The sequence below is a fragment of the Amphritea opalescens genome (assembly GCF_003957515.1).
GTDB classification, from domain to species: domain Bacteria; phylum Pseudomonadota; class Gammaproteobacteria; order Pseudomonadales; family Balneatricaceae; genus Amphritea; species Amphritea opalescens.
In genome coordinates, this window is sequence record NZ_RQXW01000006.1 from 194,746 (window position 1) to 209,478 (window position 14,733).

Consider the following 14,733-nt stretch of genomic DNA (forward strand, 5'->3'; position numbering starts at 1 on the left):
GGGTTCAGATTGGCTGAAAAAGTAAAAAAAGCGGCAAAATGAGAGGAGTATAGCGGGGAAAGGATAACAGCAGCATCGGCAAATAGTACTCAAATAATCGACCGTTGCCGCCGAGCATACGGCTAATACAACAAAGCCTGACGATCACCGCCAGGCTTTGCAATCAAACGAGAGCGAACATCACCTCAAGCGGCTTGCACCGCTTCAAGACCGGTACGACTAAAGGCCGTTAACATCGCTTGCAAGGTTGCCGCCGATGTATCGCCGGCCACCGCAACCGCAAAATAGGCTTCACCATTGATCTTAACGGCGATCGACGCCTGTGCCTTAGCATCCGTGCCACCGCTGATCGCATGCTGATCAAACTGCACCACTTCAATAGAGCAGTGAAACGCCGTGGTCAGTGCCGAGCACAAAGCCTCCAACGCTCCGGCCCCCTCACCGTTAAACGACTGATCGCCTATGCGAAAACGGGCGCTAACATGGTGCTCGTCGGTGTGCAGATCGTAGTCGTCCAACTGCCACTGTGTTGGCACCGCGATAAAGTGTTCATCAAACAGACGCTTAATATTGCTCGGTGATACCTCGACCCCGCTCTCTTCGGCGGCCGATTGCACCACGGTGCTCAGTGAAGTATGCATCCACTTCGGCAGATTAATGGCGTAATCACGCTCCAATACCAGTGCGACACCACCCTTACCACTCTGAGAGTTGATGCGCACGATCTCTTCATATTCGCGGCCAATATCACGAGGGTCAATCGGCAGATAAGCCACATCCCAATGCTGTTTATTATGCTCGCTGTGATAGTTCACTGATTTACGAATCGCATCCTGATGGCTACCGGAAAAAGCGGTATAGACCAATTCGCCAGCCCAAGGGTGACGCACCCCTACCGGAATCTCAGTGCAACTCTCTACCACCTCATTAATCTCCATGATATTGGAGAAATCCAGTTTTGGATCAATCCCCTGAGAATACAGGTTCATGCCCATGGTAATAACATCCATATTACCGGTACGTTCACCATTACCCATCAACGTGCCTTCAACACGATCGGCCCCAGCCAATACACCCAGCTCGGCAGCAGCAACGGCACAGCCCCGATCATTATGGGTATGCAAACTAATACGCACATAGGGACGATTGACTAAATGGCGGCAGAAATATTCCACCTGATCAGCAAAACGGTTAGGCGTCGACATCTCTACGGTTGCCGGCAAATTAATAATAATGTCGCGGCCGCTCTTAGGCTGCCACTGTTCAATCACCGCATCACAGACCTCTATGGCATAATCCATCTCAGTACCGCTAAAACTTTCCGGCGAATACTGAAACGACCACTGGGTATCGGGATGTTGCTCGGCATACTGCTGTACCCATTGGGCACCCTGTACCGCAATCGCCTTGATCCCTTCTCGTGACTGACCAAAAACCTGTTCACGCTGCACCGTTGAGGTAGAGTTATACACATGGATAACCGCTTTTTTAACACCGGCCATCGCCTCATAGGTACGCTTAATCAGCTCTTCCCGCGCCTGTGTCAGCACCTGAATGGTGACATCATCGGGAATCCGCTGTTCATCCACCAATTTACGCACAAAATCAAAATCGGGCTTCGAGGCCGATGGAAATCCCACCTCAATCTCTTTAAAACCCAGTTTAACCAGCAGGTCAAACAGGCGCGTTTTCTGTTCAACACTCATCGGATTCACAAGTGCCTGATTACCATCCCGAAGATCAACACTGCACCAGTCGGGTGCCTGTGTGAGCGTATTGTCCGGCCAAGTACGGTCAGTCAAATGGATCGGTTCAAATGCCTTGTATTTACGATGATCGAACATAGTCTCGTCCTGCTAAGTCTCTGCCAGCGGCAGTATCGGTTTATAATCGTTATGGGTCATTCATCTTTGATCTGGATTGAAGTCCCGCGCAACAAGGCGCGGGATCACATCACTCATTCGCATACTTTTGGTACGCCTCAATCAGTCCGGTAGACTGGCGCTTAAACCTGATTAAACACTTTTGATGTTGTCATCCACATCCGCTGATAACGGCATGCTTTGGTGGCTCTCAGCAAGCATTGATCACCTCAGCGATCAATAGAGCAAAGTTTAAAGCCTTTGTTGCGCAATAACCGATCTAAATAACAAAAAATAAACTCAATTGCGCAATTAAAATAAATAAAATACACTAAATCATTACATAAAATTGCGCCAAGCGAGCCAAGCATGGAATCAAACCATCATATTGATCATTTTGACTTAAAAATATTGCGCGAATTACAACGCGACGGCGGACTATCCAATCAAGATCTTGCCGAAAAAGTCGGCCTCACCGCCGCGCCCTGCTCCCGTCGAGTCAAAGCATTAGAAGATGACGGCATTATTCGTGAGCGAGTAGTGCGGCTGGACGAACGGGCAGTCGATCTCAACCTCATGGCGATCCTACATATCAGTATGGATAAGCATATTCCAGAACGGTTTGAGACCTTTGAAAACACCATCACGGGTTTTCCAGAAGTCATGGAGTGCTATTTGGTGACGGGGCACGATGCGGACTATCAACTTAAAGTCGCCGTGCCGGATATGGATCGTTATCACGATATTTTGTTGGGGAAAATCACCCGCATACACGGGGTTACCGGCGTTAAATCATCATTTATTATGCGTAAGATTGTTGATACGACCGCGGTGCCGCTCAATTATATCGAGGCATAAAGATCACTTTCATTGAAGCAACAATAATCCCCACTATAATGAACCGATCACCCGTTACCTATTCTAGGAAAGGATACACCCATGAAATACGCATTTATATTCGGCCTTACGTTGTTAACTGGCTGCAGCAGCCTCTTCAACCAGCCAGAATATCAACTGTCATATGACCTGTCAGATAAGATTATTCATCCCCTCTCCTGCAATCAGTATGATATCTGCAGCGCGCTCTATATTGATCACGACCGTCCAAAAACATTGAAGCTAGCAGTTAGCGGTGAATATCATTCAATCAACAGCGCCACCTTGTGGATCGACAATGCAGCTTACGCTCTGACACCGACCATCGCTTACACCCGTAACGGCCGGACCCATTCGGGTAACCGTATCGCCATGCGCCCGTTCACGTCAGAACAACCGTTGAAAGAAAAACTACAACAAGCGAACAAGGTTTTTCTCGAGATTCGCCAACAAAGCAACTCATTTACCACTCTCATGAAAGATGAAGGTGTTCTGCATACGGAATGGAAAGAGTTGCTAGCAGGCTTTAATTAAAAGCGGACTCAAGACCTGTTTTTCAGCCTACCATCAACCGCTCAATGGTTGCTGGTAGGCCGACCGCTAAACCACCATGACCGCTGATACGGCACTAAGACCGACGCCTTCACTTCAACGATCTCTGCTTAAAGAGTTCTGCTTAAAGATCTCTACTTAAAGATCACTGCTTAACGACATCAGGGTTTAAACAACACCGTTATCCTGTTTTTCTAATAACAATGCCATCTCTGCCGCCGGTAGTGGACGACTAAAATAGTAACCCTGTGCATAACGACACCCCATCGCGGTTAACATCGCTGCCTGTTCAGCATCTTCGATGCCTTCCGCAATGACATTAAGATTCAAGTTATTCGCTAGGGCGATAATTGATTTTGTAATCGCCTGATCGTTCTTGTCATTCACCAAATCGTTGATAAAGGCACGATCGATTTTCAAGGCATCTGTCGGCAGATGCTTCAGATAACTCAGACTTGAATACCCCGTACCAAAATCATCTATACTGATCGATACCCCCAAGGCTCTCAGCTGCGCTAACATCCGAATAGCCGCTTCAACATCCCCCATAATCATACTTTCTGTTATCTCAAAGTCGATTTTACAGCTAGCAATGTTCTGCTCACGTATCACTCCTTCGATCTGTCGGCAAAAATCTTTCTGCTGAAACTGCTTAACGGAGAGGTTAATGGCCATACTCCGTAACCAAGGAAACCGCCCTGACCATTGCTTCATCTGCCAGCAGGCTTCCTCTATGACCCAGGCTCCGATATCCATAATCAGCCCGGTTTCTTCCGCTAAGGGTATAAATTCAAGCGGTGATACGATCCCCATCTCAGGATGCTGCCAGCGAATCAAAGCTTCCATGCCATATATTTCGCCGGTGTTAAGATTCACCTTCGGCTGGTAGTAAAGTACAAACTGCTGCTCATCAAGCGCCTTACGTAACGCCTCTTCGAGCTGCAGCTTACGTAGCACTTGATCTCGAATATCTTTGGTATGAAACTGAAACGCGTTGCGCCCCAGCTTTTTAGACTCATACATCGCACTATCCGCATTTTGAATGAGAATTTCGGCCACATCTGAATCTTCAGGACAAACGCTGATGCCGATACTGCTGGTAATACTCAGATCATAACCGTCAATCATGTAAGGCTGTTTGATTATAAATAATAGTTTTTCCGCAATATTCGACAGATCAAGCATATGTTCGAAGTCGGAGATAACCACCACAAACTCATCACCGCCAAAGCGAGACACCACATCATCTTCTCTCAGCTGAAAAGAGATACGATCGGCGACCATCTGGAGTAACTTATCCCCCGTTGAGTGGCCCAGAGAATCATTAATAATCTTAAACTGATCTAAATCGAGAAACAGCACCGCCGCTTTGGTTTGATACCGCCGGGTATCCTGAATCACCTGTTCAAGACGATCATTCAGCAGGCTTCGATTAGGCAGTCCGGTCAAGTCATCATGGGTTGCCATAAAGGCCAATCGATTCGTTTCTCGCTCTAAATCATCATTCATCATATCGACCGCCAGCGCGAGCTCGGTTATTTCATAGCTCCCCCAATTGGCGATAGGCTCAGGCTTCTGACCAATGGCAAACAGGCGCGTGCGCAACACTAACTGCTCAATCGGTTTGGAAATCACTTTTCGCACAGCACTATTAATGACGATACTGATCGCTAGCGCCGTCAGCAGAAAAAATAGGGCCGCGACATAAACTACTTTCTGTAAGTTCTTTAACATCTCATCGGTAGGAATCAGATGTAAGTATTCCCAACCCATTGGCTGCAGTGATAAACCGATCGCCTGATAGGACTTTCCCTGCAGTGTCACCTCCCCCATTAGGCTTGCCGAATCGGTCATCGGCCGGGACAGCAAGGCTAACAACGCGGTTTCTTTGGGATCGATGGAGAACTGTTCCGCCATCCCCTCAAGCTCCTGTTGCCAGGGCCCCGCTAAAATAAAGCCTCCCTGACTATCCCTTAATATGTGTTGCTCTTCCGCAAACGGATCACCTATCCCCTGAATCAGTCTAAATAGCCGGTTTAACTGTACATCCTGCCCCAAAGTACCGACCCACTCCCCATCAACATCCAAAGGATGAATAGCACTCACTATCCAAGACCCCGGCACAGGATCAAACATAGGCGAAGTCCATCTTATATTTCGTTCAGGATTAAGTTCAGGGGATGCCAGTGTCATCCACTCGGTCTCGGTATAATCGGTTTCGGGACTCATCAAATAGATAAAATTTTGATAATACTGATCAAAAATCAGCTCACTACGCCCATGCCCTAAAAACCAGATATTACTGAAGGTTTTTTCACTGTGCGTCGCCACGCCGAAAGACTCGAAAATATCGAACAACCGGCCATAAAAACGCTTAGCTTCATCGGTCAGAGGGTAATTCGGTGGTAAAAAAAGCCCCGCATCGATACTGCCGTCGTAGGTTTCTTTGTTATTGCGCCACGCACCGTCGGCTGAAATAACCATGCGTTTATCGAATCGGGCGATATCTCTATTACCCGTCTCGACTAATTGTCGATTGATCAGTAGATCAAGTTTTTCCAAATTAGTCGCAAACATCGACAAATCAGAGGCAAAACCATCGGCGGCTACTTGAATATAGTCACGGTGTTCAGCCAATTCTGTGGCTAGTAGTTCTTTTTTAGCCGCATAATAAAAGATAATTAAGGCGGGCAGTAATACCGCTAATGAGCTTAAGACAACAATCCAGCTCATCTTTCTGGAGACATTCATTACTAGCGGTACTCTATTAGGTGTGAACCTTTCATCATAGACTAACATCCCCATGTTAGCGCATAAGAGATGCCCAATATGGTACCCGTACTTAAACTAAGCCCTGAATAAGCCAAGGGTTAATCTTCACGAGGTTGCTCAAACCCTAAAACGAGCGATCCTTAAAATGAGTCTGCAATCGCTAGGACGATAATAGCCAGAGCGATCATTCCATTATTCGCAATACAGTGATGTATATATATCAATATACGCAAGAACACTTTTTCTATAGAGTAACGCTATTAAATTTCAGTCGGGCTGTCTGTATAATGTTCGCCTGCCTGATTTTATGCCTTGCCGGAGATGTTGTACCTGCTAGGTAAATGAACAGAATTTTCAGTCATCGACCCTAGGCCGTGACTTAATTAACCGGAACTATCAGATATGTCTAATAACTACTTCAACACGTTGCCACTGCGTGAGCAACTGGAACAACTGGGTAAATGCCGCTTCATGTCGATGGACGAGTTCAGCGATGGCGTTGAAGCGCTGAAAGGTAAAAAAATAGTTGTTATCGGTTGTGGTGCTCAGGGCCTAAACCAAGGTCTAAACCTACGCGACAGTGGTCTAGATGTTTCTTACACATTGCGTGCTGAAGCCATTGCTGAAAAGCGTCAGTCTTGGAAAAATGCGACTGAAAACGGTTTTGTTGTGGGCACTTATGAAGAACTGATCCCTACCGCTGATGTAGTTCTTAACCTGACACCTGATAAGCAGCACACGCCGGTTGTTAACGCAGTGATGCCGTTGATGAAAGAAGGCGCTTGCCTGTCTTACTCTCACGGTTTCAACATCGTTGAAGAAGGCATGAAAATTCGTGAAGACCTGACCGTTATCATGGTTGCACCTAAATGCCCAGGTTCAGAAGTACGTGCTGAATACGTCCGTGGCTTCGGTGTTCCAACACTGATCGCTGTTCACGAAGATAACGATCCTCAAGGCGAAGGTTTGGCTCTAGCTAAAGCCTATGCCGTCGGTACCGGTGGTCATAAAGCGGGCGTATTGATGTCTTCTTTCATCGCTGAAGTTAAATCTGACCTGATGGGCGAGCAGACTATCCTATGCGGTATGCTGCAGACCGGTTCTCTACTGTGCTTCGACAAGATGGTTGCTGAAGGAATTGATGCCGGTTATGCCTCTAAGCTGATTCAGTACGGTTGGGAAACCATCACTGAAGCGCTGAAATACGGCGGCGTGACTAACATGCTGGATCGTCTTTCTAACCCAGCTAAAATCAAAGCATTCGATCTAGCTGAAGAGATGAAGCAGATCATGCGTCCGCTGTACAACAAGCATCAAGATGACATCATCGATGGCACCTTCTCTCGCACCATGATGGAAGACTGGGCTAATGATGATAAAAACCTGCTGGGCTGGCGTGCAGAAACCGCTGAAACAGCGTTCGAAAAAACCCCTGCTGGCGATGTAGAGATCTCTGAACAGGAATACTTCGATAACGGTATCCTAATGGTTGCCATGGTTAAAGCCGGTGTAGAACTCGCTTTTGAAACGATGACCGCTGCGGGCATCATCCCTGATTCTGCTTACTACGAATCACTGCATGAAACACCGTTGATCGCGAACACTATCGCCCGTAAGAAACTGTACGAGATGAATGCCACTATCTCTGATACAGCGGAATACGGCTGCTATCTGTACAACCACGCATGCTTGCCACTGCTGGCCGACTTCATGAAAGACATTAAAACCGACGTTATCGGTAAAGGTCTCGAACTGGACGACACTGGCGTCGACAACGCTCGCCTGATCGAAGTTAACGCTGCCCTGCGTTCTCATCCGGTTGAAGCGATCGGTGCGGTTCTACGTGGTCACATGGCTGACATGAAGAAGATCGTTTAATAACGCTCTCACCTGTGATGAATCATAGGTAGATGAAGGCCAGGACTCACCTCCTGGCCTTTTTTTTAGCATTCAAAAACAACCTAACACAGACTTCGGATCGCTATGAATATTCGCCTCGAAAACCTCACCGTCAACTTCGATGATCGCTTTCAGCTAGATGAGATCAACTGGCAACTGGATGATACCCAACACTGGGTGATTACCGGCACAAACGGTGCGGGTAAATCAGCGTTGGCTGCTATTTTGGCGGGGGCTGGCGACATTGTTAGCGGTTCGATGAGCGGCGTTCCAGCGAAGGTAGGCTTAGTATCCTTTGAAGCGCAGGCTGAACTCATTGAGCGGGAACGGAAAAAAGACGATGCCGATATTATGGATGTTATCTCCGAAGGCACTCCTGTGCATGAGATACTCCATGAGGGCGATCGCAATCCCGTACTGATCCAACAGCTGGTTTCAATGTTTAAATTGGAATCCCTGCTCGACCGTGCATTCCGTAAGTTATCCACCGGTGAATCTCGCAAGGTAATGCTGATCCGAGCATTAGCCAGTGAGCCAGACCTATTAGTGCTTGATGAGCCCTTCGATGGACTCGACGCCCATACCCTAGAGATGCTGCAACAGTATCTACTCAGCTTAGTCGAAACCGTCCCGATGATCTTGGTGCTTAACCGTTTCGATGAGTTTCCCGATTTCATTACCCATATCGCCTATGTCGATCAGGGCCGTTTACAACACCAGATCGACCGGCATGATTCACAGGCCTATAACGAGCTATATCATCTGTTACACCTGAAAACCACCGAACTTCAAGTGCCGCCCACTGACAGTGATACCGCCCTGCCACCGCTTGATCCAACCCAGCCCTTAGTACGACTGAATAAGATCAATGTGACTTACGATGGTCATCGCATTATCGATTCACTCGACTGGACCATCGAGCCCAATCAACATTGGCAACTCAGCGGCCCTAACGGCAGCGGTAAAACCTGCCTGCTGTCACTCATTACTGGCGACCATCCGCAGTGTTATGTGAATGATATTTTTGTCTTCGGTTTTCAGCGGGGTAACGGTGAAAGCATCTGGCAGATTAAACAATTTATTGGCTATGTGTCTACCGCTTTGCAATGGGAATACAAAGTGGGCACCGGCCTACGAAATGTCATTATTTCGGGTTTTTATGACAGCATTGGTCTATACACCAAAGCCACCGATCGACAGAAGCAGATCGCCGATCAGTGGCTGGCGCTGTTAGGCATGTCTGACCGAGCCGATACCCCGTTCAACAAACTATCCTATGGTGACCAGCGCCTATTGCTGATCGCTAGAGCCATGGTAAAACATCCTCCCTTGTTAATTTTGGATGAACCCTGCCTTGGACTAGATGATATGAACCGCCAACTGGTGCTCGCTTTGATCGAAAAGATCTGCGCTGCCAGCGAAACCGCCGTGCTCTATGTGAACCATCATGCGGAAGATAAAATCAAAGGGATCGATCACTATTTAGCATTGGAAAAACGCGAGCCTGACAGTAGCCAATAGCCTTTAGCCTGAGCACCCATAAACAATCAGTATAAAAAAGCCCAGCAACTAGCTGGGCTTTTAATGGCATAACATTCCCACACTAGAAAATGATCAATACAGTTGTAAGAAGAGTGTATCTTCTCTTCATCAATAAAGACTTGGTCAATAAAGACTGGGGATAAGAAAAACCTTATTCATACCCAACAACCTTCACCATCTTAATCCTCAATGACTCGATTATCATCTAACTGTAAATAATCGACTATTTTACCGATAGGTTCAGGCGTTTGGAAAAAGAACCCTTGAACGAAATCGCAGTTATGTTTCGCGACAAAATCAAACTGCTCTTTTGTTTCGACCCCTTCAGCCACCGTTTTTAAGCCTAATGCTCTAGCAATGGAAATAGTTGCCTTCACAACCTCTTCCGATTTATCGACCTCTCCGATTCTAGAAATAAACGAACGATCTATTTTCAATATATCGAAAGGCTTATTAATCAAATAACCTAAGTTTGAATACCCCGTACCAAAGTCATCCATTGAAAAAGCTACGTTTAACTTTTTATAGCGGTCTAAATGCTTCTGGTTTTTATCATTCGACAGAATAACCTTTCTTTCGGTAATCTCTAACGAAATACAACTACCATCAATTTTGAACTGCTGCAGATAATTTTTAAACGTATAAAACAACGAATCTGATTCTAAATCCTTCAAAGAAAAGTTAATCGCAATTTTACATTGATAATGATTAATCATTTTCAAATCATTAATGGTCGTCATCACTTTAAAGACGACATACTTGGTAATCTCAGTAATCAGATCAGATTCTTCAGCCAGAGGAATAAACTTATTCGGCAGTACTAAGCCAAGTTTAGGGTGATTCCATCTAATTAACGCTTCAAGGTGTGAAACCTTCATCGTTTCTAAATCGATAATTGGCTGATAATACACTTCAAACTCATCATTGCTTAAGCCTTCTCTGATGGAGCTTTCCATAGAAGCCTTTTCAAACGCAAAAGAGGAAAGCTCTTGCGAAATATAGCGATACATATTTCGACCATTCTCTTTTGCATCATACATGGCAATATCAGCTTGACGAATCAATTCGTCGGCGGAATGACCATCGTTGGGATAGATGCTGATACCAATACTCGCACCAATGGTAATTTTATGTTCGTCGACAGTGATCTCTTCTTTCACCGACTGAATGAGATTAAGCGCCACTTTCGAGGCATTCAAGGCAGAATCTAAATCCTGAATAACAATAATGAATTCATCCCCACCCACTCGAGCAACGGTGTCCCCTGAACGTAAAACACTCGACAATCGCTTAGAGACTTCGATTAAGACCGAATCACCAACATTATGGCCCATGCCGTCGTTAACCACCTTGAAACGATCCAAATCAACAAACAAAACCGCAATTTGCTTTTTAGAGCGACGCGACTCCTGCAATGCATGCTCAAGCCGATCAGCTAATAGCGTACGATTAGGTAAGCCCGTGAGCGAGTCATGATTAGCGAGATACTGTATCTTATCCTGTGATTGCTTGATGACCGAGATATCGGTGATGACACCAATATATTGGACGATATACCCTCTTTCGTCCTTAACGGCGCTGATATTGAGAAAAACAGGAAACAGATCACCGTTTTTAGCTTTATTAATGACTTCGCCGGACCAAAACCCACTCTGCTTGTATGACCGTTCCATCTCACTATAGAACTCGGAACTGTGTTGATCAGATTTTAATAGGCCAATTTTTTTCCCTTTTACTTCATCAAAGGTATAGCCTGTAATATTTTCAAATGCAGGGTTAACATTAATAATTCTTGTTGTTTTATCGGTGATAACAATACTTTCTTGAGTGGTATTGAAAACCATTCTGGCTTGAGCACTATCTAAGGTTGATTGCTTCTGACTGTTAATATCCTCGATCACTGAGATAAAATATAAGGGTTCGTTTTTATCTCTAACAATAGCGACATACAGCATTGCCCAGAAAAGCTCACCATCTTTTTTGTAATAGCGCTTTTCCATTTTATATGAATTACGTTTACCACTGATCAACTCTTTCACGAGTTCTAAATCTTGTTTTAGATCTTCGGCATACGTAATATCTTGGAAAGTGAGAGGCAACAACTCTTCCTGGGTATATCCCAACATGTGAGATAACGCGTTGTTGACGGAAATCCAGGTACCATCTAAAGAAACATGACCGATACCAATATTGGCATTATCGAAGGTTGCTTTATACTTCTGCTGACTCAATGATAGTTCAGCAAGCGCTTGTCTCTCTTTCGATATATCTGAGGCAAAAGACCATATTTGCGTATGACCTAATTCATCACGACTGAGATAATCTTCTACATTGAGTATCGTCGTAACGCCTTCATCAGATGTGAGTTCTATAATGTAAGGGCCAAAGGTGCCCTTCTCAGTCAGCTCCTTCTGCCGATTTAAAAAGCGGGTACTATCTTCAATAGGGTATAAATCAAACCAGTTTTTAACTAACAGTTGTTCTCTTGTGAGTCCGGTATAGGTTTGCATCGCATGATTCGTTTTCAGAATCATACCCTGTAAGTTAGTGATAATGACACCGTCATGTATATTTTCTAAAACAGATTCATAACGACGATTGAGAGCACCGTGTTTCTCTTTAATGGTGGTATTCTCATTAAACATCTCTTTAAGCTCTGCGTATGCCGTCTGAAGTTCTTCATTGGTCGATTGAAGCTCTTCATTACTGGTTTCCATCTCTTCATTGGTCGCCTGTAACTCTTCATTGGCACTTTGTAGCTCTTCGTTGGATGATTGCAGCTCTTCGTTTGAAGTTTCTAACTCCTCAACCAACGTCTGCATATGTTCTTTGGTACGTTGCAATTCAAACTCTAACTCGTGGGTTGAGGAAGACACCACGACATCATCAGTATTTGAATTAATTAATGGCAAATCTAGAACCGAAATACTCTGAAAATAAAACAGGTACATCTGGTTACGCCCATTTAAAATAGGCACTAAATGAACCTTGATCAATCTTGCCTCGCCATTTTTTTGCGGCAACGGTATATAGCTACTCGAGTTAACACCCGAGCCTCGTTTAGCTTCACTAAACAGTTTTCTTAAATCGATCGCTAAACGAGAATCCACTATTTTGTATAGGTTATATGAAACATAGCCTTCGGGAATCGATACAAAATCAAGGTTGCCCTTTTTATACACCACATCCAATTGCTCATTAGTCACAATGATGTTGGGCATTAAAAGCTTTGCAGCTTCCGTAACAATGGTTTCTTGTAACGGGGTATCTTCCGATGTCTTAGACTGCTCTTCGGCAGGGTAATTAACATATTTAGGAGGCCTAACCGTAATAGCAGAATAGTTTTTCTTTGAATAGGAGACTGTTTTGAAAATCTTATTAGGCTTATCGACCGGCGCGAACAGATGCTCAAAGTTAGTCGCGTTTTCAGATTTCCCTAAAAATAACAACGCATTTTCTTTGAGAGCATAATGGAATGCGGGCATAATCCATTTTTGCGCATCTAGATTGAAATAAATAAGTAGGTTACGGCAAACAATTAGATCTAAGTCTTTAAAGGGTGGGTCAGACAACAGGTTATGATATGAGAAAACAATATTTTGTCTTAGGGTTTTCTTAACCTCAAATTCGTTATCCGTAATCGTAAAATAATCTTTTATATACGCATCAGATACTTCAGTCATTGAGGCTTGGCTATAAATCCCTCGACGTGCAATTTTTAAAGCATGTTCATCAATATCGGTAGCAAAAATCTTTAAATCAAGCGAATGCTGTCGATCATTCAATAGCTCATTGACAATAATAGCAACAGAATAGGCTTCTTCACCCGTCGATGACCCCGGCATCCAGATTCTTAATTCTTTTGCATCGGCACGCTCATCAAGATATTGATCTAGGAGATTCTCCAATGAGTCATAAGCATCTCTGTCGCGAAAGAAACTGGTGACGCCAATGAGAATATCTTTATAAAGCAACTCAACTTCTTGCTCATCCCTTTCAATTAACGCGACATATTCACTCAATGTGGTCACTTTAAGCGCAACCATTCTCCGCTCAATACGTCGGCCGATCGTCGCTTTTTTGTAAACAGAGAAATCTACATGCTTAATTTTATGCAGCAAAGCGAAGATGATCGATATATGGTCATTAGCCGGTGTAACTTGATGCTTCTTCAGCACCTTGTTTCTTGGAAAGTTGGATAGAGCGACTAACTCCTCACCAATCTTGTCTGCCTCAATTAAAATATCAACAACTGAGCCGTTGATAGAAGCCATCGGCATACCGTCGTACTTTGCCGTGCTAGGCTCCTGTACGATGGTTATCCCGCCTTCCGAGTTGATGGCCCGCATACCTTGGCAACCATCAGAACCGGTTCCTGACAATATAATGCCAACAGACTTTTCTTTTTTATATTTAGCGATGGATATAAAAAGCTGATTGACTGAAGGCTTAGGTAAAAAAGAGTGTTTTTCTGGGGCAGATAAAATAATCTGATTATTATTGTTTATTTCAACATTTTTATTGGGCGGTGTTATATAAAAAACATCACTTGCAAGCGTTTCATTATGCTCTGCTTCTTTGATCATTAAAGTACTTTCTCTCGAAAGCAACTCAACGAGCATCGTATTATGCTTGGGACTTAGATGTTGGGCAATAATATAAGCCGTATTATTATTTCGCGGCAACCCTTTTATCAGCGTAGTCAGTGCCTCTAAACCACCAGCACTCGATCCAATACCTACGACCATCAAACCATTAGGATCTTGGGCATGGTCTTCTTCTGGGTCATAAGACCCTGTTAAACTATCCCCTAATATTTTAGCTTTGCCTACCGACTCTTCATGTTTTCCAACCGATAAAACTTGATCGATGACTTGTGCTAATTTTTTATTATCGGTGGGTTTACTAATAAATCCATTAATCTGATCTTTAATCGTATCTAAGATAAAATCTTCGTCAATGTATGCACTAAAGACAATAATGGGGGTCTTACTGTCCGTTTTTCTAATTTCTTGTATCAGCTCAGGTCCATTCATGCTAGGCAGCTGAATTTCTGTTATAACCAGACTCGGCCTGTGGGTAATAAACTTGGATATTCCTTCACGACCATTTGACGCTTCTAAAACGGTTGAAAATATTCCACGAAAAAGGTCAGCGTAAATTTTGCGAGTGTCATCATCATTCTCTATGTACAGAATAGTTGAATCGTACTTCATGCATCTTCACCAGT

At 44.4% G+C, this 14,733-nt stretch carries 7 protein-coding genes; 4 read left to right on the forward strand and 3 right to left on the reverse strand.

Going from position 1 to position 14,733, the window contains the following annotated elements:
• Positions 1 to 185 precede the first annotated feature (185 nt).
• Positions 186 to 1,844 carry a 2-isopropylmalate synthase gene (gene leuA / locus EH243_RS08820; protein ID WP_126158281.1) on the reverse strand — a complete coding sequence of 553 codons (1,659 nt, stop codon included), beginning with the start codon at positions 1,842 to 1,844 and terminating at the stop codon, positions 186 to 188.
• A gap of 387 nt (positions 1,845 to 2,231) precedes the next feature.
• Here leuA and EH243_RS08825 point away from each other — a divergent pair, with 387 nt between their 5' ends.
• Positions 2,232 to 2,720, forward strand: a complete 489-nt coding sequence (locus tag EH243_RS08825) for an Lrp/AsnC family transcriptional regulator (protein ID WP_126158282.1) — start codon at positions 2,232 to 2,234, stop codon at positions 2,718 to 2,720.
• Between the two features lie 81 nt (positions 2,721 to 2,801).
• Positions 2,802 to 3,272 carry a hypothetical protein gene (locus tag EH243_RS08830; protein WP_126158283.1) on the forward strand — a complete coding sequence of 157 codons (471 nt, stop codon included), beginning with the start codon at positions 2,802 to 2,804 and terminating at the stop codon, positions 3,270 to 3,272.
• A 186-nt stretch (positions 3,273 to 3,458) separates the two neighbouring features.
• Here EH243_RS08830 and EH243_RS08835 read toward each other — a convergent pair whose 3' ends face one another.
• Positions 3,459 to 6,041 (reverse strand): EAL domain-containing protein, encoded by a 2,583-nt coding sequence (locus tag EH243_RS08835; RefSeq protein ID WP_164549078.1) that lies wholly within the window; start codon positions 6,039 to 6,041, stop codon positions 3,459 to 3,461.
• A gap of 423 nt (positions 6,042 to 6,464) precedes the next feature.
• Here EH243_RS08835 and ilvC point away from each other — a divergent pair, with 423 nt between their 5' ends.
• Positions 6,465 to 7,940 carry a ketol-acid reductoisomerase gene (ilvC, locus tag EH243_RS08840; protein WP_126158285.1) on the forward strand — a complete coding sequence of 492 codons (1,476 nt, stop codon included), beginning with the start codon at positions 6,465 to 6,467 and terminating at the stop codon, positions 7,938 to 7,940.
• A gap of 105 nt (positions 7,941 to 8,045) precedes the next feature.
• Positions 8,046 to 9,482, forward strand: coding sequence for a molybdate ABC transporter ATP-binding protein ModF (gene modF, locus EH243_RS08845; protein ID WP_126158286.1), 1,437 nt, complete (start codon positions 8,046 to 8,048; stop codon positions 9,480 to 9,482).
• Positions 9,483 to 9,682: 200 nt separating this feature from the next.
• On the opposite strand, the gene EH243_RS08850 is transcribed toward modF, so the two are convergent.
• Complete coding sequence (locus EH243_RS08850; protein WP_126158287.1) at positions 9,683 to 14,719, reverse strand: EAL domain-containing protein; 5,037 nt, start codon at positions 14,717 to 14,719, stop codon at positions 9,683 to 9,685.
• Between the last annotated feature and the right edge of the window lie 14 nt (positions 14,720 to 14,733).